18 protein-coding genes are annotated in these 19848 nt (G+C 68.1%); 4 read left to right on the top strand and 14 right to left on the bottom strand.

Annotated features, from left to right (window positions below):
* Positions 1-6: 6 nt before the first annotated feature.
* From LTT66_RS00415 to LTT66_RS00450, 8 genes are all read right to left on the bottom strand, one after another.
* A complete protein-coding gene (locus LTT66_RS00415) occupies positions 7-1236 on the bottom strand; it encodes a cytochrome P450 (RefSeq protein WP_233063166.1) in 1230 nt (409 codons plus the stop codon).
* 226 nt (positions 1237-1462) lie between these two features.
* The gene (locus LTT66_RS00420; protein ID WP_233063167.1) at positions 1463-2758 is read right to left on the bottom strand and encodes a cytochrome P450; all 1296 of its coding nucleotides are present in this window, start codon (positions 2756-2758) and stop codon (positions 1463-1465) included.
* Between the two features lie 290 nt (positions 2759-3048).
* Positions 3049-4278 (bottom strand): cytochrome P450 family protein, encoded by a 1230-nt coding sequence (locus LTT66_RS00425; protein WP_233063168.1) that lies wholly within the window; start codon positions 4276-4278, stop codon positions 3049-3051.
* A gap of 13 nt (positions 4279-4291) precedes the next feature.
* Positions 4292-5533 (bottom strand): cytochrome P450, encoded by a 1242-nt coding sequence (locus LTT66_RS00430; RefSeq protein ID WP_233069527.1) that lies wholly within the window; start codon positions 5531-5533, stop codon positions 4292-4294.
* Positions 5534-5559: 26 nt separating this feature from the next.
* The gene (locus tag LTT66_RS00435) at positions 5560-6165 is read right to left on the bottom strand and encodes a GTP-binding protein (RefSeq protein WP_174184304.1); all 606 of its coding nucleotides are present in this window, start codon (positions 6163-6165) and stop codon (positions 5560-5562) included.
* The gene (locus LTT66_RS00440; RefSeq protein ID WP_039805398.1) at positions 6140-6490 is read right to left on the bottom strand and encodes a DUF742 domain-containing protein; all 351 of its coding nucleotides are present in this window, start codon (positions 6488-6490) and stop codon (positions 6140-6142) included. Before LTT66_RS00440 ends, LTT66_RS00435 begins: the two co-directional genes overlap by 26 nt.
* 73 nt (positions 6491-6563) lie before the next feature.
* Positions 6564-6989, bottom strand: a complete 426-nt coding sequence (locus LTT66_RS00445) for a roadblock/LC7 domain-containing protein (RefSeq protein WP_181721800.1) — start codon at positions 6987-6989, stop codon at positions 6564-6566.
* On the bottom strand, positions 6989-8359 hold the full coding sequence (locus tag LTT66_RS00450; protein WP_233063169.1) for an ATP-binding protein: 1371 nt from the start codon (positions 8357-8359) through the stop codon (positions 6989-6991). The genes LTT66_RS00445 and LTT66_RS00450 overlap by 1 nt, the downstream gene beginning before the upstream one ends.
* A gap of 431 nt (positions 8360-8790) precedes the next feature.
* Between LTT66_RS00450 and LTT66_RS00455 the strand changes: the two genes are divergently transcribed.
* The gene (locus LTT66_RS00455; protein WP_233063170.1) at positions 8791-9222 is read left to right on the top strand and encodes a type II toxin-antitoxin system Rv0910 family toxin; all 432 of its coding nucleotides are present in this window, start codon (positions 8791-8793) and stop codon (positions 9220-9222) included.
* Between the two features lie 10 nt (positions 9223-9232).
* Here LTT66_RS00455 and LTT66_RS00460 read toward each other — a convergent pair whose 3' ends face one another.
* On the bottom strand, positions 9233-9949 hold the full coding sequence (locus LTT66_RS00460) for an SDR family NAD(P)-dependent oxidoreductase (RefSeq protein ID WP_233063171.1): 717 nt from the start codon (positions 9947-9949) through the stop codon (positions 9233-9235).
* Positions 9950-10033: 84 nt separating this feature from the next.
* On the opposite strand from LTT66_RS00460, the gene LTT66_RS00465 reads away from it, so the two are divergent.
* Entirely contained in the window at positions 10034-10588 is a 555-nt protein-coding gene (locus LTT66_RS00465; RefSeq protein WP_233063172.1) for a TetR/AcrR family transcriptional regulator, read from the top strand.
* A gap of 130 nt (positions 10589-10718) precedes the next feature.
* Here LTT66_RS00465 and LTT66_RS00470 read toward each other — a convergent pair whose 3' ends face one another.
* On the bottom strand, positions 10719-12257 hold the full coding sequence (locus tag LTT66_RS00470; protein ID WP_233063173.1) for a DHA2 family efflux MFS transporter permease subunit: 1539 nt from the start codon (positions 12255-12257) through the stop codon (positions 10719-10721).
* On the bottom strand, positions 12254-13189 hold the full coding sequence (gene dapA / locus LTT66_RS00475) for a 4-hydroxy-tetrahydrodipicolinate synthase (RefSeq protein ID WP_233063174.1): 936 nt from the start codon (positions 13187-13189) through the stop codon (positions 12254-12256). The genes LTT66_RS00470 and dapA overlap by 4 nt, the downstream gene beginning before the upstream one ends.
* Before the next feature lie 71 nt (positions 13190-13260).
* Between dapA and LTT66_RS00480 the strand changes: the two genes are divergently transcribed.
* Positions 13261-14139, top strand: a complete 879-nt coding sequence (locus LTT66_RS00480) for a LysR family transcriptional regulator (RefSeq protein WP_233063175.1) — start codon at positions 13261-13263, stop codon at positions 14137-14139.
* A 4-nt stretch (positions 14140-14143) separates the two neighbouring features.
* On the opposite strand, the gene LTT66_RS00485 is transcribed toward LTT66_RS00480, so the two are convergent.
* Entirely contained in the window at positions 14144-14800 is a 657-nt protein-coding gene (locus LTT66_RS00485) for an EthD domain-containing protein (protein WP_233063177.1), read from the bottom strand.
* 113 nt (positions 14801-14913) lie between these two features.
* On the opposite strand from LTT66_RS00485, the gene LTT66_RS00490 reads away from it, so the two are divergent.
* Positions 14914-16386: an MFS transporter gene (locus LTT66_RS00490; protein ID WP_233063178.1), complete on the top strand. Its 1473-nt coding sequence runs from the start codon at positions 14914-14916 to the stop codon at positions 16384-16386.
* Here the strand turns inward: LTT66_RS00490 and LTT66_RS00495 are convergent.
* Together LTT66_RS00495 and LTT66_RS00500 are read right to left on the bottom strand one after the other, a co-directional pair.
* Positions 16368-19124: a hypothetical protein gene (locus tag LTT66_RS00495; protein WP_233063179.1), complete on the bottom strand. Its 2757-nt coding sequence runs from the start codon at positions 19122-19124 to the stop codon at positions 16368-16370. The genes LTT66_RS00490 and LTT66_RS00495 overlap by 19 nt on opposite strands.
* A 408-nt stretch (positions 19125-19532) precedes the next feature.
* Positions 19533-19691: a hypothetical protein gene (locus LTT66_RS00500; protein WP_233063180.1), complete on the bottom strand. Its 159-nt coding sequence runs from the start codon at positions 19689-19691 to the stop codon at positions 19533-19535.
* Positions 19692-19848 lie beyond the last annotated feature (157 nt).

Raw genomic sequence — 19848 nt, forward strand, 5'->3', positions numbered from 1 at the left:
GACTCCTTAGAAGACGGTCAGTGGAGGGGATTTCGGAAAGACGACCGGCAGCGACACCAGAGCGCGGTGGAACGGGCCGGGCCGCCAGTTCAATTGGCCGGGCTCCACGGCCAAACGCAGCTCTGGCAACGCGTCGAGGATCTGATCGATGGCGTCCTGGACCACCAGGTACGCGGCCGATCGGGCGGGGCAGGCGTGCGGGCCCACGCTCCAGGACAGATGGGCGCGGCTATCGGTGCGTTGACCGACCCCGATCGCGGGATCGTTGTTGCAGCCGGCCATGCTGATCACCACCGGCTGATGCGCGGGCAGCCAGACGTCATCGATGAGGATCGGCTGCCTCGGATAGCTCACGCAGTAGTTCGCCATCGGCGGGTCGTTGAACAACACTTCGTCGAGGGCGTCGCGGGTCGAAAGGCTCCCGCCGAGGAAGTCGCCCGCGAAGCGTTCGTCGGTGAGCATCAGCAGCAGCGTGTTGACGATCAGGTTCTGCATCGGTTCGATTCCGGCGCCGTAGAGCGTCACCAGCTGATGGATCATCTCGACGTCGTCCAGGCCCGCGGTGTGCTGCAACAGCCTCGAGGTGATGTCGTCGCCGGGTTCATTGCGCTTCATCTGCACCAGTTCGAACAGCGCGTCGGTGAGCATCGCGTTGCCCTTGTCCGCGTTGACGCCCTCGAAGATGGCGGCCATGCCGGTCGCGACCTGCTGCCCGATGTCCGGCGGGCAGCCGATCACGGCGTTGAGCACCGCGAAGCTCACCGGGAACGCGTACTGGCTGATCAGATCCGCCGCTCCGTCCTGGCAGAAGGCGTTGATCAGCGGAATCGCGATCTGCTCGATGGTCCCGTGCAGCGTGTGCAGATCGACCCCGGCGATGCTGGCGACGTTCGCCTGCCGGTAGCGCAGATGCTCCAGGCCGGAGCTGCGCAGCGCGTTCGGACGCCACTCCAGCATCGGCAGCACCGGGCACTCGCCGGGAATGTCCTTCTGCCAGGTGCGCGGATCGGCCGGGAAGTGATCCGGATCGTTCAGGATGCGCAGCGCGGTGTGGTAGCCGATCACCAAGGTGGCCGGCACGTTCGGCGACAGCTCGACCGGAACGAGCGGACCGTACTTGCGGCGCATCTCACGGTAGGCCCGGTGCGGATCCTCGGCGTATTCCTGCGAATACAACGGGTAGCGCGGACCGCCGGTGTCGATCGGCGACCCGTGCGGCACGGGGCACCCGCTCACGGAGGTGGACGGTGGGAAGTGTGGCGTGGTCAAAGACGAAACTCCAGAAGAACGAACTTTCGACGAACGCGTTCGCACGGCGCGTGCCGCGACGGCGTGGGTCGACGTGATGCGTGGGAATCGGTGACAGGCCGGCGCACACCCTCATCAGCTGTGTGCACGACGACCTCTGAGCGGCAACCTCCTTCTGGAACGGAATGCGAGAAGCTTCAGCTCGCCGGACAGGCTACGACGCCGGGCTCTGCTCCGGCTGGCCGGAGAAGACGAGCATCGGCGGTGATTCCGGGAAGGCGACCGGCAAGGCGGCCAGCGAGCGATGGAACGGACCCGGCCGCCAGGTCAGCTGCTCGGCGGGGACGGCCAGCCGCATCTCGGGCAACGCGTCGAGCAACTGATCGATGGCATCCTGGGCGATCAGATAGGCCACCGACCGGGCCGGACAGGTGTGCGGCCCGACGCTCCACGCGAGATGAGCCCGGTTGTCGGTGTACTGCCCCGTGTTGATCGCCGGGTCGTTGTTGCATCCGGCCATGCTGATGACCACCGGCTGGTGCGCGGGTAGCCAGACGCCGTCGATCAGGATCGGCTGCCGCGGGAACGTGACGCAGTAATTCGACAGCGGCGGATCGGTGAACAACACCTCGTCCAGCGCGTCCCGTGTCGAGAGACTGCCGCCGAGAATGCCGCCCGCGAACCGCTGGTCGGTGAGCATCAGCCGCAGCGTGTTGATGATGAGGTTCTGCTGCGGTTCGATGCCCGCGCCGTACAGCATCAGCACCTGCTGCACCATCTCCGCGTCATCGAAATCGACGGGGTGGCGCAGGATGCGCGTGACGATGTCGTCGCCGGGCTGCGATCGTTTGAGCGCCACCAGGTCCGCCATCGCGTCGTTGAACATCGCGTTGCCCTGCTCGGCCTCCACGCCTTCGAACATCGCCGCGAGCCCCATCGCCGCCCGCTGCCCGATGTCCGGCGGGCACCCGAGCATGGCGTTGATCACCGCGAACGACAGTGGGAACGCGTATTGCGCGATCAAGTCGGCCGAGCCGTCCCCGCAGAAGCTGTTGATCAGCGGAACGGCGATCCGCTCCACCGTGGTGCGCAATGCGAACTGGTCGATCTCCTCGATGCCCGCGACCGTGGCCTGCCGGTACCTGGCATGCTCCGGGCCGGAATTGCGGATCGCGGCCGGACGCCACTCGAGCAGGGGCAGCACCGGGCAGTCACTGGGCACGGTCTGCTGCCACGTCCGCGAATCGGCCGGGAAGTGGTCGGGATCGTTCAGGATGCGCAGCGCGGTGTGATATCCGATCACGAGCGTCGCGGGCACACCGGGGGACAGTTCCACCGGAACGAGCGAACCGTACCGCCGGCGCATGTCCCGATAGGCGCTGTGCGGGTCCGCCGCGAAATCCTCCGAGTACAGCGCGACCCGTGGGCCGTCCGCGCCGACCGGTGAACCGTGCCGGACCGGGCAGCCGCTGGAGGTGGACGCGGACGACGAAGACTGTGGGTGGGTCAAAACGTGACTCCAAAGTCGGAACGTTCGACGAGCAGGGTGGATAAACGACACACGTGCCCCAGTGCTCGGGATACGAATTGCCGTGCGGGCGTGGCGATTTCGACTTTACGCCGAATTTCGCCGGGGCAGAGCATATCTCGTGCGTCAGGTCGACGCGATCGGGGCGGGTCCGCGTACATCCCCAGGCGGCGAAACACCTCTGCCCGCGTATCCGCAACGGATACGCGGGCCGCCGGGTCCGGATACGGGACTGCAGAGCCCCGATGCCGGGCAGGTGTGATCGAGATGTCCTACTCCGCCGCCTCCAGTAGGACCGGCAGCTCGGAGTGGCCGTTGGAGATGAAGCTGAGCACGGTGCCCACCTCGGACGGGTCGACCGCGAGGCGCATGTCGGGGAAGCGACGGAAGATGGCCGGAAGGGCGATCTCGGCTTCCATCCGGGCCAGCGGCGCGCCCAGGCAGTGATGCGCCCCGTACCCGAAGGCCAGATGATCCTTGACCGACCGGCGCACGTCGAACTCGTCCGCGGTCGCACCGTGCACCTTCGGATCGCGATTGGCCGCCACGTAGGAGGCCAGGATCGCCTCGCCCTTGGGGATGCGGACGCCGGCGATGTCGATGTCCTCGACCGCGTAGCGCAGCGGCAGGTGCGCGACCGGCGCCTCGAAGCGCAGCGACTCCTCCACCACGTCCGACCAGGCGAGCCGGCCCTCCACCACGTCGGCACGCTGATCCGCACGGGTGAGCAACGCGAAGATGGCCTGATCGAGCAGGTTCACCGTCGTCTCGTGCCCGGCGTTGATCACCAGCATCAGGGTGTCGACGAGTTCCTTCTCGGTCAGCTGCGAGCCGTCCTCGTCGTCCCGGCTGGCGATCAGCACGCTCGTGATGTCGTCGCCGGGGGTCTCCCGCCGGTACGCCACGAGTTCGCTGATGAGCCGGTACATCTCGAGATAGTTCGCCTGGGCCTCTTCCGGCCCGAACGAGGTGTCGAAGAAGCCGTCGACACATTTCCGCACACCGGGGCCCAAGTGCTCGGGCACACCCATCAGCTCGGTGATGACCTGGATCGGCACCGGATAGGCGTAGCCCTCGCGCAGATCGACGGCCGTACCGCGCGGGGTCGCCGCGAGCTGGTCGAGCAGGCCGGCGGTGATCGCTTCGATGCGCGGTCGAAGCGCCACGGTGCGGCGATGCGTGAACGCGGGCGCGACCAGCTTGCGCAGCCGCCGATGCTCGGAACCGTAGGCGGTGAACATATTGTCGACCGCCACCCAGGGGTGCAGCGGCCATTCCTGGGTGATCTCGCCGTTCATGAACGCCGCCCAGTGCTGCCGCGGGTCCTTCGACACGCGCGGATCGGCCAACAGGCTCTTGAGCACGACGGCATCGGTGATCGACCACGCGGGCACCCCGCCGGGCAGCTCCACCAGGGCCACCGGCCCACGCTCGCGCAGCCGCGCGGCCTCGCCTTGGATATCGGAACCGGTCAGATCCAAGACTATCGGCTCTTGCGACATCGGACGCTTCTCCTTACACCATGTTCAACGGAGGGGATTCGGGGAAGACGACCGGCAAGGCCGCCAACGCCCGGTGGAATGGGCCCGGCCGCCAGACCACTTCGTCCACCGGCACGGCCAATTGCATCTCGGGGAGAGCGTCGAGCAGCTGATCAATGGCTTCTTGAACGACCACGGACGCCACGGACTTCGCCGGGCAGGCGTGCGGTCCGACGGCCCACGCCAGGTGCGAGCGGTTCCCCGCACGGTCACCGCCGCGGATCGCCGGGTCGTTGTTGCAGGCAGCGAGGCTGACCAGCACCGGCTGGTGCGCGGGCAACCAGGTGTTGCCGATCAGGATGGGCTGGCGCGGGTACGTGATGCAGAAGTTCGCCATCGGTGGGTCGTTGAACAACACCTCGTCCAGCGCGTCGCGCGTCGACAGGCTGCCGCCGAGGACCTCACCGCCGAAGCGGTCGTCGGTGAGCATCAGCAGCAGCGTATTGGTGATCAGGTTCTGCTGCGGCTCGATTCCCGCGCCGTAGAGGCTGATCAGGTTCGAGAGCATCTCCTCGTCGTTCAGATCGGCCGAGTGATGGGCCAACCGGGACGTGACGTCCTCACCCGGCTCCGCGCGACGCTGCTGGATCAGTTCCATCAGCGCCGCGGAGAGCATCTCCATGCCCTTGGCCGCCTCGACGGTATCGAAGAGCATGGCCATGCCGGTCGCGACCCGCTGCCCCAGTTCGGTGGAACAGCCGACGATCCGGTTGAGCACCTCGAACACGAGCGGGAACGCGTACTGCGTCACCAGGTCGGCGGAGCCGTCCGCGCAGAAGGAGTTGATCAGCGGAATGGCGATGCGCTCGACCATCGAGTGCACCTCGTGCAGGTCGATGGCATCGATGCTGGCGGTATAGGCGCCCCGGTAGCGGGCATGCGCGGCGCCGCTGTTGCGCAGCGCGTTCGGGTACCACTCCATCATCGGGCGGATGGGCGAGTCCTCGGGAATGTTCTTCTGCCAGATGCGGGGATCGGCCGGAAAGTGCTCCGGATCGTTGAGGATCCGCACGGCCTCCTGGTAACCGATCACCAGCGTGGCGGGAACCCCGGGCGACAGTTCGATCGGGACCAGTGAACCGTGGCGCCTGCGCATGTCCCGGTAGGTCCCGTGCGGGTCGGCCGCGAATTCCTCCGCGTACAGCGGAATCCTAGGACCGTCGGTATCGATCGGCGATCCGTGCGCGACCGGGCAGGCGCCGCCGGCTAGGTTCATGGGGTAGGTCGAGGACTGTGGTGTGGTCAAATGCGAGACTCCAAACGGTGGAACAAGAATTCGACTAGCGTGATAAGCGAACGCAGGCAGGTGCCCCGGTCCCGTGCGTCCAGTGACGTCAACGGTGTGCCGGGTTCCAGATCGAGGGCATCGCGCACCTCTTCGAGCGGGTAGGGCCGCGCGCCTTCGAACTGGTTGACCGCCACCGAATACGGGACGCCGCGCTCCTCGAGCACCGACAGGACCTCATCGGACTTCTCGATACGGCGGGTGTCGACCAGCACGAGCGCGCCGAGCGCACCCCGGGCCAACTCCTCCCACAACGGGACGAAACGCTGCTGGCCCGGAGTGCCGAACAGATAGAGCGCCAGTTTGGGACTGAGCGTGATGCGGCCGAAGTCCATCGCGACCGTGGTCTGCGACTTGCCCGGCAGCCCGGCCATGTCGTCGACGCCGACGCTGGCTTCGGTGATGGTCTCCTCGGTGCGCAGCGGCTTGATCTCCGAGACGCTGCTCACGAAAGTGGTCTTGCCGACACCGAAGTTGCCGGCCACCAGCAGTTTCACCGACCGGGTCACGGTCTCCGGCACGTAGTCGACAGCGCGATCAGACGGCGAGAGCACGGAGCCCATTGAGTACCTCCTCCAGCAGAGCGATCTCCGGCAGGGACTCGGCCGGGGTGGGGGTGACCAGGTGCCCACCGTCCATGAGATCGGACGCGACGATCTTCACGACGGACGGCGGCAGATCGAGGTACGCCGCGATCTCCGCGATCGACAGCGCACCTCGGCGGCTGCACAGGGCCATGACCCGGCGCGCATCGGGCGACGCGCCGGGAAGTGGATCTTTGGCGGTCAGGACCAAAGTGACCAGGTCCAGCTCGCGAGTGGGACGCGTACGCCCTCCGGTGCGCACATAAGCCCGGACCAGGTCCGGATCGCGCCGCGGTTTGCTCATGACGGAACCTCACGCCAGCTCGGCCCCGTAATGCCCAGCGGCGCAGTACCTTTGACTCGCTCGCCGCGCTCGATCATGGCATTTCGCTGCCGTCTACGCGCCTGCGCGGCTGGCTGCCCAGCTCGCGTCCGACCCGGCCTGCCAGCTCGTTCATCCGGTGCGCGACCAAGCCCACATCGATGTCGTTGGTGGTCGCGACGCCGAGTAACGCGCCCTCCCCCGCCGCGGTGATGAGGATCATGCCCTGGTCGTACTCGGTGATGTTCTGTCGCACTCCGTTGGCGGAGTCACCACAGAATTCGCCGAGCGCCTTGCCGAGCGAGCGCAGGCCGGAGGCCGCGGCGGCGAAGCGTTCCGCTTCGTCGCGGGCGATCCCCGTGGAGTGCGCGATCCGCAGGCCGTCGTCGGACAGCAACACCGCGAACCGCACACCCGTGATGCTGAGATCTTCGAGTAGCCAGCCCAGTTTGTTGCTGCTGTCGGTCACGGGTGTGGCCATCAGGATGTCATCCCTTCCGTGTCATCAGATGCGGCGGCGCGGCCGCTCTTGGAGCCGGTATGCCAAGCTGCGGCGATCTCGGGGCGAGCGAGGCCCGGTTCGGTGCGCGGCCCGACCGGCGCGAGCGCGACCGTTCGGCGTCGCCGCTTGGGTAACCCGCCGCTGGTGATCTCGCTCAGCGTCAGCGGCTGCTCGTCCTCGCTGGGCTGCTCGCTCGGCGCGTCCTGCGCGGGAACCGTGACCGGCTCCGGTTTTGCCTCGGTCACGGGCGCGACCTCCTGGACGTTCTGCGGGGTGACCAGCAGCGACTCCGGGATGTAGACCATCGCGCGCATGCCGCCGTAGACGTTCGGGCCGTCGATGTAGACGGTGAAGCCGTAGCGTCGGGCCAGCGCGGCGATACCCGGGAAGCCGACCTTGGGCGACGGGCCGAGCTGGTGGATGTCGACGGGCCGCTCGTGCGCGAGTACCTGCCGGGCCTCTTCCATCTGCTCGGCGTTCATCCGCACGCCCGCGTCATCGATGATGACGGTGACGCCGTGATGGCCCTCCTGGAAGTTGACGTCCACGTAGGAGGTCGGCGGGGAGTACCGCAACGCGTTGTCCAGCAAGGTCGCCAGCGTGTGCACGAGCGGTTCCACCGCGCGGCTGATCACGACGCGGTCGAGCTGGTTGGGCCGCACCCGCAGGTATTCGCGGACCCGGCCGATGGCGCCGCCGACCACGTCGGTCAGCGTCTGCGCGGGCCAGCGGCGGCCGGGCAGGCCACCGCAGACGATCACGTAGGACTGCGCCTGACGGATCATCTGCTGCACGGTGTGGTCGATGCGGGTGAGGGTTTCGTACACCTGGTCGTCGCGATGCTCGCGCAGCGCGGCGCTCACCACCTGGCTCACGTCCGCGCCGAGACTGACCACGGAGGTGCCGAACGAGCGGACCGCGGCGCTGGTCGCCTGGCGCGAGGCGGAGGACACCTCGTTGCGCGCGGCCTCCTCGGCGGCCTTGATCGCCTGCTGCGCTTCGTTGTTGGTCAGGTCCCTGGTCTCCGAGCGGATCAGGCTCAGATCATCGGCGTATCGCTCGGAGATCCACCGCAGGATCTGCGCGAGCCGTGAATTCTCCATGCCCGCCTGGACTTCGACCGGGGGCACCTGCGACTCGAACCGGCGGATCGACTCGGCCACCGCGGGTAACGTGGTGGCGGCGAACCGCTCGAGCGTGTCCTCTGTCGCGCGCTGTTCCCTGGTCACAACCTCGAGCTTGGCCCGCTGAGCCCTGGCATACTGTACTGCGTACAACGCCCCCGCTACGGCGATCACCAAAGCGGCGGCGAGGATCCATGAAAGCACCACGGCGATATCTTGATTCATCAGTTCTTTCGTCGTTGACTGGTCTCGAGGAGTCGGCCCACTGCCATCCTGCTTCGCTCGCCTTCCCTCGCCTGCCGACCATGAACGGACCGGTCGGTGGGGTCCGCGTCGGAGTACCGGAACCCGCGTCGACGCCGGCACTCACCGAGAGTGCCTATCGCACAGTGCCCGCAGGACAGGCGATTACACGTCAATCGCCGACCGCTCGGATCGTGTCCGAACGGTAACCAGAACCCGACCATTCGCACATTAGCAGCATTCCAACAAAGTCTCTGCCGATCCCACCGAGACTTTCGGTTTCCCGGAGCTGGGACGATAAGTGCCGGGGATCGCGACATAGCTGCGCAATGATATTGGGTTGCCTTGCAACCCGCCGAGTCCCGGCCGCCCTCGACACCGGGCGGACCGCCGGTACCGGATACCATGCGCCCATGGCAAAGCTGAAGGTCTCGGTCGATGTCCCGATTTCGCCCGAGGAGGCCTGGACGCACACCTCCAACCTCGCCGAGCTCGACAAATGGCTGACCATGCACGAGGCATGGCGCGGTGCGGTGCCCACCGAACTGACCGTCGGCACTCAGCTTGTCGGCATCGCCTCGGTGAAGGGCCTGCGCAACCGGGTCACCTGGACGGTGCGGGCCGCCCAACCGCCGCGCTGCCTGCGACTGACCGGCGCCGGCAAGGGCGGCACCAAACTGGGCCTGCAACTGCTCGTCGCCCCGAAGGGCTCGGGTTCGGAAGTCACCGTCGACATCGAACTCGGCGGCGCGCCGCTGTTCGGCCCGATCGGCTCCGGGGTAGCCCGTGCGGTCAAAGGGGATATCGAACGCTCCCTCGACCGCTTCGTCGCTCTGTACGGCTGACTTTCGGCGCTCACCCGCCGAGGGCGTCGAAGATCTCTTCGGCCCGGTCGCGGGTGCGATACATGTTCCACGCGGTCTCGGCCAAGTCGTCCGGATCGAGCGTGTGCCCTTCCGGGCTGCCGAAGCGCGCCGGGTCCGCGGTGACCATGGCGTGGATGTCGCCGCGTTCCACGAGGCCGCCGATGGTCAGGGTGCCCGCGTAGAGATTGCGCTCGCCCAGCGCCGCGTTGAGCGTGAGCGCGTAGTTGCGCAGCGCCGCGGCCGCGAGGGCGAGGTGACCGAGCATGGGCATCGGCCGGACGCTGGACAGGCCACCCGCGAAAAGCAAAGCGCCGTCCCCGCGATCGAGCATGCCCGGTAGCACCTCACTCACCACGTCGACCGCGGGCCACACCCACTCGAACGCGGATCGCGCCGTGGCGGAATCGATGTCGGTGATCGGCACCGGATGTTGCGTCGGCCCCGGCCCGTAGTAGACCATGCCGATCGGCCCCGCCCCGCGGATGTCGCCGAGTACCGCGCCGAGCCGCGACCGATCGGTCACATCGGCGACATGGGCGGTGGCCTCGATGCCGCGCGCCGTCAGGTCCGCCAGGTAGGTGGCGTGCCGCGCGTCGCTGCGCGAGACCAGCGCGACGCGGAACCCTTCCCGCCCGAATCGCCGGGCCATCGACATTCCGAGACCGGGGCCGACGCCGACGATCAGGGCCGTTCCACGGTGGGACATGCGCTCTCCTTAATTTGAGGCCCCCCTCGATTTCTCACCGTAGCACGAATTCGAGGCACCCCTCAGGTTTTGTAGAATGCGCGGGTGACCAAACCCCTGCGCCGGGACGCCGCCCGTAATCGGGAGAAGTTGTTGCGGTCGGCGGCCGAAGTGTTCACCGAGCAGGGCCTCGACGGTTCCCTCGAAGAGATCGCGCGGCGCGCGGGGGTCAGCATCGGGACGCTGTACAACCATTTCCCGACCCGCGACATGCTCATCGACGCCCTGCTGCCACCGCGGCTGGCGGCGATGGACGAGATCGCCGCCCGTGCGGCGGCCGAACCGGATGCCTGGGCGGCTTTCACCGGATTCGTCGAAGACCTGCTCGACAGGCTGACCGCCGATCGCGGGCTGCTCGAAGCGTTCACCGGGGACCATCCGGCGGCGGCGCAGCTGGCGCAGGCCTGTCATCGCGGCATGTCGCAGCTGGCGGCGGTGCTCGCGCGCGTCCGGGAAGCCGGCGCGCTGCGCGCCGACGCGACCGACGAAGACGTCGTCAACTTGGTGTGGGCGCTGTCGCTGCTCGGGGAGACCACCGGTTCGCCGTCGTGGCGCCGTGGTCTGGAGATCGTGTTCGACGGGCTTCGAAACCGGGGATGAGCGGCCGCCACTGGCCGCATCCGCGGCGGCGTTCAGTTTTCAGGCGGGACAGGGCGATCGAAGACGACCGGCCCTCCTGTCGGCACTGTCCCGAGACCACCTGCCGGACAGGTGATCTCGGGACTCGCGGCTAGGCGTGCACCACGGTCGCCGCGTCGACCGCCTCCGGGTTCTTCGGCTTGGTGCGCGGGAGGAAGAACGCCGGGACCAAGGTCAGCACGATCAGCACCAGCGCCACCACATAGGTCTGGCTGAACGCGTCCGCGGCCTGCTGCAGACCGGTCTCGACGGCTCCCGGCGGAAGCTGGCTCGCGATGGCGGGATCGAAGTTGGCCGCGATCGCGGGACGGGCCAGCGGCTCGTTGTTCAGCAGGTTGGTCAGCACCACCGACATCGTCGCCGTGCCGATCGAGCCCGCGGTCTGGTTGACGATGTTCATCAGTGTCGACCCGCGAGCCACCTGCTGGTGGGTCAGGGTCTGGATCGCGGCGGTCATGATCGGCATCATCGTGCAGCCCATGCCGAGGCCCATCACGACCAGGGCGCCGATCATCGGGAGGTACGAGCTGTCCGCGTCGAGCTGGACGAAATAGGCTGTCCCGATCGAGATCAGCGCGATACCGACGAGCACGATCTTGCCCGGGCCGATCTTGTCCACGAAACGGCCCGCGATCGGCATGCTCAGCATCGCGCCGATGCCCTGCGGCGCGATCAGCAGACCGGCTGCCAGCGCCGACTCACCCCGCACCTGTTGCAGATAGGTCGGCAGCAGCAGACCCGCTCCGAAGAACGCGATAGCGAACAGCACCATCGTGAGCACCGCGAAAGTGAGCGCGCGGTTGCGGAACAGGTGCAGGTCGATCAGCGGGTGCTCGGTGCGCAGCGCGTGGAACACGAACGCCACCATCAGCAGCGCGCCGACGGCCGCCGGGATCAGCACCTTCGCCGCGAGCACCGTCTGCTCCTCCGGGATGGAGGAGACGCCGAACAGGAACAGCGCCAGGCCGGGCGAGGCCAGCAGCATGCCGAGGAAGTCGAACGATTCCGACGGCTCCGGCTTGTCGGCGGGCAGCACGATGACCGCGAGCGCCAGGGCGATCAAGCCGATCGGCAGATTGATCAGGAAGATCCAGTGCCAGCTGAAGTTCTCGATCAGCCAGCCGCCCAGGATCGGGCCGCCGATCGGACCGAGCAGCATCGGCACGCCGAGCACCGCCATCACCCGGCCCACCCGCTGCGGTCCGGCGGCGTGGGTCATGATCGTCATGCCCAGCGGCATCAGCATGCCGCCGCCGAGGCCCTGGATCACGCGGAACGCGATCAGCGACTCGATGTTCCACGCCGTGCTGCACAGCAGCGAGCCGAGGACGAAGAAGGTGAGGGCCATGATGTACAGCCGCTTGGTGCCGAAGCGGTCGGCCGCCCACCCGGTCAGCGGGATCACGGTGGCCAGCGCGAGGGTGTAGCCGGTCATCGTCCACGCCGCGATGGCGTAGCTGGTGTCGAATTCGCGCTGGAAGGTCGGGATCGCGACGCTGACGACGGTGATGTCGAGAATCGACATGATCGCGCCGAGCACGACCACGCCCGCGACCTTGAAGACGGCCGCGTCCAGTTTGTCGGCCGTCGGGTCGGGCCCAGCCGCCTGGGTATCCGGAGGTTGTGTCACCGCTTAAGGGTGGCACCTTCGTGGCCGTTGCACCAGTGATCGGCGATTCCTCGTGCCGGGAATTCCGCGAGCACGGCCAGCGCGGCGAGGGTCGCGGCCTCAGTCGCAGGTAGCAGCGGCAACCGCACCGCGGCACTCGGTATGCGGCCCTGCGCGGCGAGCACCGCTTTGATCACCGTGGGATTGGGTTCGGCGAACAGTGCCCCCGACAGCGCCGCGAGATGGTGCCCGAGTGACCGCGCCGCGCCGACCGGACCGTCGCGCCACGCGGTGACCAGTGCGGCGAACGACGAGGTGTGCACGGCGGCCGAGGCCGCGATCGCACCGGACGCGCCGAGGGCCAGCAGCGGCGCGGCGAACCGGTCGTCACCGGCCAGCACGGCGAAATCGGCGGGCCGCGCGCCCATCAGCGCGATGGTGGCGTCGTCGACGGCGCCGACCGCGTGCTTCAGACCGATGACGTTGGGCAGGTCGGCTAGCGCGAGCAGGGCGTCCACGCCCAGGGAAAGTCCTGTGCGGTAAGGGATGTGATACACGATCAGCGGAACCGGGGCGGCTGCGGCGAGTTCGCGGAAATGCGCGAGCACACCCGCCTCGGAGGGGCGCGTGTAGTACGGGACCACGGTCAGCGCCGCGGTGCTGTGCGGGTCGAGATCGGCGAGGGCCGCCACGGAAGCCGCCGTGTCGTTCGACCCCACGCCCACGATCAGGGGTGCGTCGTGTTCCCGGCAGACGCCCGCGCAGACGGCGACCACCTTGGCCCGCTCCGCATCCGTCAGCGTCGCGGGCTCCCCGGTGGTGCCCAATGCGACGATGCCGGTCGCGCCGTCGTCGAGTACTTCGTGGGCTAGCCGCTCCAGCGCGTCGGCGGCGATCGTGCCGTCGGCTGCGAACGGGGTGATCAGGGGAACGAAGAGACCTGCGAGCGTCATGACGACCAGCGTGACCGCTCCCAACCGTCAGTTCCAGTTCACATTTCTATCGCAGACCGTAAGGTGAACTTATGCTCGATGTCCGCAAACTGCGGCTACTGCGGGAACTGTCGCACCGGGAAACCATCGCCGCGGTCGCGGAGGCCCTCGCGTACACGCCCTCGGCGGTGTCGCAGCAACTCTCCGCCCTGGAGCGGGAGGCCGGTGTGCCGCTGCTGACCCGCACCGGCCGCCGGGTGTCCCTCACCCCCGCGGCGCTGGCTCTGGTCCAGCACACCGAGCGCATACTCGCGGTGCTCGAGCAGGCCACCGCCGAACTGGCCACCGCCCGCGCCGAACTGACCGGAACGCTGCGCATCGGAGCTTTCCCGACCGCGGTGCGGACCATCCTCTCCCCCGCGCTCGTCGCGCTGAGCAGCGCGCACCCCCGGCTGGAACTGCGCGTGACCGAACTCGATCCCGCGCTGGCGCCCGACGCGCTGCGCGCCGAGGTGCTCGATGTCGCGCTGATCCAGGAGTACGACTATGTGCCGGTCCCCGCGGATCCCGCGCTGCACAGCGAGCCCCTGTTCGAGGAGATCGTCTATTTCGCCGCGCGCACCGCCGAGCCGCTCGCGGCATACCGCGAAAGTCCTTGGATCGCAAGCACTCCCGGCACGCTGTGCCACACGATGACGGTGCGCGCCTGCGAGGCGGCCGGATTCACGCCCAGGATCCGCCACCACGCCGACGACTTCGGCACGGTCCTCGCGCTCGTCGCCGCGGATCAGGGCGTCGCCTTGGTTCCCGAATTCGGTACGCGGGAATGCCCTGCCGGCGTCACACTCGCTCCGCTGCCGATGCGTCGGCGGACTCACCTCGCCTATCGGCGCGGCACCGGAAACCATCCCGTGGTGCGCGCCGCTCGATCCGCCCTGCGTGAATCGGCGGGGCGGGCACCCGGCGGCTGAGTTCTCAGCGCAGCCGGTATCTGCTGGTGGGCACCACGTCCAGATTCCGGTCGCCACCGAAGGTCGCGACGCTGGTCATCAGCCGGTCGACGCGGCGCGCCAGTTCCGCGCCGTCGCCACCGCTGCCGTAGAACGCGTGCGGGTCGGTGAGCGCCTCGATCGGGAACAGTTCCTCGACGATGCCCGCGATGTCCGGCGCTGCGGCCGTGGCGGGCCCGGTCACCAGATTCTGCACATAACCGAACGTCGCCTGGGTCTCGATGGCGATCGCGGTGTGGTGGGTGCGCCAGCGGTCCAGCCACTCGGCGTGGGACAGATCGTCCGGCTTACGCAGGAAAGCGATATTCGACAGGCCCGGCGCGCGCTCCAGCGCGGCGGTGACCGGCGGCGGAATCGGAGTCGCCTCCTCGACGTGCCAGCCGGCCACCCGCTCGGCCACGCCGCTCAGCGCTCGCTCGGCCGCGGCCGTCCGCGGCGTCCCGTCCCACCAAACGCTGACGACGGCTTGCACCGGGGCGTCGAACGTCGTGATGCGCAACATCGCCGTCTCCACCGCCGCGTCCGAGATGTTCGCCTGCACCGCGGCGGCCCCCGGCAGTCGCGGCGCGAGATCCGCCGTGCGCAGGTCGTGCACGCCCCACAGCGCGTAGATCGTCTTCATCGACAGGCCACTTTCTAGAACACGTTTCACTCCCGGATCGAGCCTAGCCCACCGGCGCGGTTGGCCGCGGCGGCTAGGGGTATCCGACCGTCAGTCTTTCGAAGGGGTGATCCGTGCGGACCATATCGACCGACATCCCGGCCAGGCTGGACCGGCTGCCCTGGTCGCGATGGCATTGGATGATCGTGATCGGACTCGGATCCGTCTGGATCCTCGACGGGCTGGAAGTCACCGTCGTCGGCAGCGTGGCCGCCCGGCTGTCGGAACCGGGCAGCGGCCTGAGCATCACGGCGGCACAGGTTTCCGGCGTCGCCGCGGCCATGTACGTCGCGGGCGCCGGTGCCGGTGCACTCTTCTTCGGTTGGCTGACCGACAGATTCGGCCGCAAGAAACTCTTCTTGATCACCCTCGCGGTGTACCTCTTCGCGACCGCGATGACGGCGCTGTCGTTCTCGATGTGGTGGTTCGTCTTCTTCCGGTTCCTCACCGGGTTCGGCATCGGCGGCGAGTACGCGGCGATCAACTCCGCCATCGACGAGCTGATTCCGAAGCAGTACCGCGGCCGCATCGACATCGTCATCAACGGCACCTACTGGCTCGGCGCCGTCGGCGGCGCGCTGCTGTCCATCGTCGCGCTCAACACCGATCTGTTCGCGCCGAACGTGGGCTGGCGCTTGACGTTCGCGCTCGGCGCTGTGTTCGGCCTGATCATCCTGCTGGTGCGCAAGAACGTCCCGGAGAGTCCGCGCTGGCAGTTCATCCACGGTCACGAAGACGACGCGGAGCGCACCGTCACCGCGATCGAAGCGACCGTCCGGGCCGACAAAGGCACCTCGCTGGCGGACGTCTCCGATCAGCGGATCCAGATCCGGCAGCGCCGGACCATCGCCTTCCGCGAGATCGCGGCGGTGATGGTGCGGCGCTATCCACGCCGCAGCGTGCTCGGGTTGTCACTGTTCATCGGACAGGCATTCCTCTACAACGCCATCACGTTCAATTACGCGCTCATCCTGTCCAAGTCCTTCGGCATCGCCGACGACCGGGTCGGCTACTACTTCGCGGTCCTCTGTTTCGGCAACTTCCTCGGTCCGCTCCTGCTCGGCAAGCTGTTCGACACGATCGGGCGCAAGCCCATGATCGCGGGCAGCTACCTGGGTTCGGCCGTGCTGTTGCTCGCCACCGCATGGCTTTTCGCGGGCGGCCACCTGACCGCGACGACACTCACCGCCTGCTGGACCGCCGTGCTGTTCGTCGCGTCGTGCGGCGCCAGCGCGGCCTATTTGACCGTCAGCGAGATCTTTCCGATGGAGACCCGCGCCATGGCCATCGCATTCTTCTACGCGATCGGCACCGTCGCGGGCGGCGTCGCGGGACCGTTGGTGTTCGCCGAGCTGTCCGCCGAGGGCGATCCCGGGAAGACCGCCCTGGCGTTCACCATCGGCGCGCTTGCCATGTTCGCGGCCGGGCTGGTCGAACTGGCCTACGGTGTGCGGGCCGAAGGGCGGTCGCTGGAGGAACTGGCCGAGCCGCTCAGCGCGACGAGTGCGGCCGGCCCCGTGGATGCCGGTCAGCGGCCCAGCGGGTAAGGACGGCACTGCGCCGTGTCGGCGGCGGTGGCTCGGCCGCAGCCGTAGACCATCACGGGTTCGGCGTTGGTCGAGGGATCCCAGATCTGCTCCACACTGAGCATGCCCACCCATTTGTCGTGCGCCACCCGGCCGGCGTGGGCGCCCTGACTGACCGAGAAGTCCAGCACGCCACTGCTGGACTCGATCACCGGCTGCCGGGGAAGGTCACGCAGTGCCGCCCACACCGCGGCGGCACTGATCGGGATCGGCTCGGTCCAGACGCCGGAGACGGCCGGGGCCAGCGCCTGCACGGCGCGCACGAACAATCCGACCGCGTCGTAGGTCAGCGCGACCCGCTCCCCCAGCGGATGCAACTCGACCCGCTCACCCATCGGTTTGTCCGCTTCGGCGCAGGCGTTCCAGCTCGGGACGTCCGGATCTACGGTGGTGGCGAGGTGGTAGAACTCGACCCGGCTGCGGAATCCCTGACCTTTGTTGCGGCAGGTCACCAGGCTCGCCTTGGCCACGTAGACCAGCGGACGCGCGCTGTTGGCCGCCCGGCGCCGGTCCACGCTGGCCATGAACCGGTTGACCGAATCGTCCGCGATCAACATCACCCGCTGGTCACCGCACGCTTTGTTGAGGCTCTGCAGGAAGTCGGGGAACTCCGAGTCCCGGCCGGCGAAGAACAGCACCTCGTCGCAGGCGTCGGTGCCGCCCTGCCCGGTGAAGGCCTCGCGCAGGTCCCAGGAGCCCTCCCAGATCTCCCGTCCGTCGCCGGCGAGGACGTGCAGGTCCGCGGCCATGTTCTTGGTGTAGAGGTCGGTCGGGTCGGGCCGGTGGTAGATCCGCACGCCGCGCCCGGCCATACCGGGGAGGGAATTCAGGTACTGCTTGATCATGTCGGCGATCGCGTGGTTCGGCGGGGCGATCTGGAAGTACAGCGGGGAGGACCGCACCATCTCGTCGGCCGACAGGCTGGGCGCCACCATCGGTATGCCGAGCCCGGTCAGCGCATTGATCATGCTCAGCGTCGCGGTCCGGCTCTGATCGAGTCCGATCGCCCCGACAATGCTCGGATCGGCGCGGATGAGCGGCGTCAACAGTTCGATGACCTCCGGGCCCTGCAGGTTGGCCGGACCGGTGTTGGCGAGCAGCAGCCGGATCAGCGGGACCGTGTCGGGGGTGACGGCGTCGGACAACACGACCGATTCGAGCGCGTTGTACTGCGCCAGCGCCAAGCCTTCGATGTCCTCGCTCTGCGCCGGGTAGTCGCCCGGAACGCCGGTGAGCTGGCCGAAATAGACCAGGGTGAACAGCGGCCGCGCAGGTTGCTCGCGGGCCAGCTGTTCGGCCAGCAGATTCTGCTTGTACACCCGCCGCTGCACCTCCACCAGACGGCGACTGCCCGGCTCGTCGCTCGCGAAGAGGAAGCCGTTGCCGCCGGTCGCGGGATCGTCCGGATCGTAGGCACTGAAACCGACGCAGTTTCCGTCCGGACCGGGGACGACCCGCACCCACTGGACACCCGCTCCGGTGGCGCACGCGGGGTCGCCCGCACGCCACGGTCGCCATGTCGCGAACCCGGTCGCGGCCACCGCCAGCGCGATCACCAGGAACACCGCACCTGCCGACACCGCCCGCCGGGCCCACCACGGCGGCGCGGGCACCGAAATCGAACGGAACGGGTCCGGCTCGTCGTCGTGTGGACCGGTGGCGGGTATCGCGAACCACAGCTGCCAAGCCCGGGGCCGCTGGCGCTGCCGCCCCACGGGCAACTCGTCCTTCCAGACCTCGTACAGCCTCCGCACCCGGTACACCGGCCGCGCGGTGACGTCGGCCGGCGGCGTGTGGGTGCCGGTCACCAGCAGCAGCGGATCGTCCTTGCCGGTCTCGTTGCGGACGTCGTTGACCAGATCCAGCAGCCGGGGACCGGCTTCTCCGGCGAGCGCGCGCAGGATCACGACGGGATAGGTGGTGCGCCGTGCCGCGCTGATGCGCCACCAGCGGCGCCGGTAGGCCACCCGCAGATCTTCCAGGAAAGCGTGCACCAGAAGCTTGGCCAAATGCTCGGCGTGCTCTTGGCGGCGGGCGCCCTCGGTGAGACGGTGTGCGAATCCGACGAACTGGCTGGACTGTTCCGGCGCCAGGTACTGCTGGCGCATGAACCACCGGAACTCGCGGCCCACGCCGGGAATCCGGCCACCGGTGCGCGCCCGGAACACCGCCGGGGGCAGCACGATACGCAACAGGCCCAACAGGATTCGCTGGATGGGGCCCACTGTGGCCTGGGCTTCGCCGAGCAACTCCTCGCCCCATCGGCCGAAGTCCTTGCGCAACAGCGACGCCAGTTCGTCGAGCTCGTTGTCCGAGCTGAGCTTGCGGGCCATCAACCATTCCGCTAACCGGTAGCGCCGGAAAGGCAAGGGGCGCAGGCGCCCGAAGCGGTCCGCGGCCAATCCTTTGCACAGGTTGTAGAGCAGTTGGCGCAACGCGGTCAGGCCCGGGGTGTTGTCCTCGGCCAGAGAGCTGTCCTCGGGCAAGGGGTCGAGAGCGTCCACGTCCACGGACACATGCACCGCGCCGCGCAGTGCCGCCCCGAACATGTCCAAGCAGACTTCGACATTGGTCGGGTCACCGCACAGGCCCACCATCGGGAGCATCCGCTCCCCTCGCCGCGGCCGCGGTACCAGCCAGCGCAGCAGATCTTCGAGCACATCGACCCCCCGAAAGGAGACAGCTCTGGTGCCGGACATGACGCCCCCGTGTCCTCCGCCGAATATGACCACCCATTGAAGCAGACTCCGAACTCGCGGGCACCACGGCTGACGGGCGGGCGTCGATTACCGGTTCCGGGCGGGACAAACAGGCGCGCACCGTGCGCTCCGACACGCCGGAGAAGCCCCGAATTCACCGGGCGGCACGACAGTTCGGTCGCGTCGTATTTCGACGCGGAACTCGGATCGGAGGTCGGTTTCCGAACGGCGGATTTCGCGCGGCAGCGAGAACACAGATGGCCGCAGGGGAAATTTCGACAAGGCGCCAGGGAACAGCAGGGCGCGCATTACGCGCGGCGGCGAAGCGGACGCGAACGTCGATCATCCGCCGACGTTCGGCGCCCACCTTCCGCACGTCGCAGTGGGTCGGTGCCACCGCGGGGCCGGTCAGTTGTGGTGCGGATTCGCGGTCGGTGCGGGCTGCCGGGTGATCCGGCGGTGGGCCATGACTTCGGCCCACCAGCCACTCAGCGGGCTGGGGTCGGGCCAGATGATCCGATCTCGTTCTTCGTCGTCCACGACGGGCGCTTCGGGCTTCTCGCTCACGATGACATTCCTCTGCGCTGGTGCACGTAGGTCGTGCACATGCTTGCGGAGAGCCCTCGTGTTCGAGCGGCGCCGGTAGTTCACGACAGAGCGCTTCGAATCGGCTGAACATCGAGCAGCGCGGGTTCCTCGCCCCTTTTATCGGTCGACCGCGCTG

This window comes from Nocardia gipuzkoensis (assembly GCF_021183645.1).
In the GTDB taxonomy this organism is placed as follows: domain Bacteria; phylum Actinomycetota; class Actinomycetes; order Mycobacteriales; family Mycobacteriaceae; genus Nocardia; species Nocardia abscessus.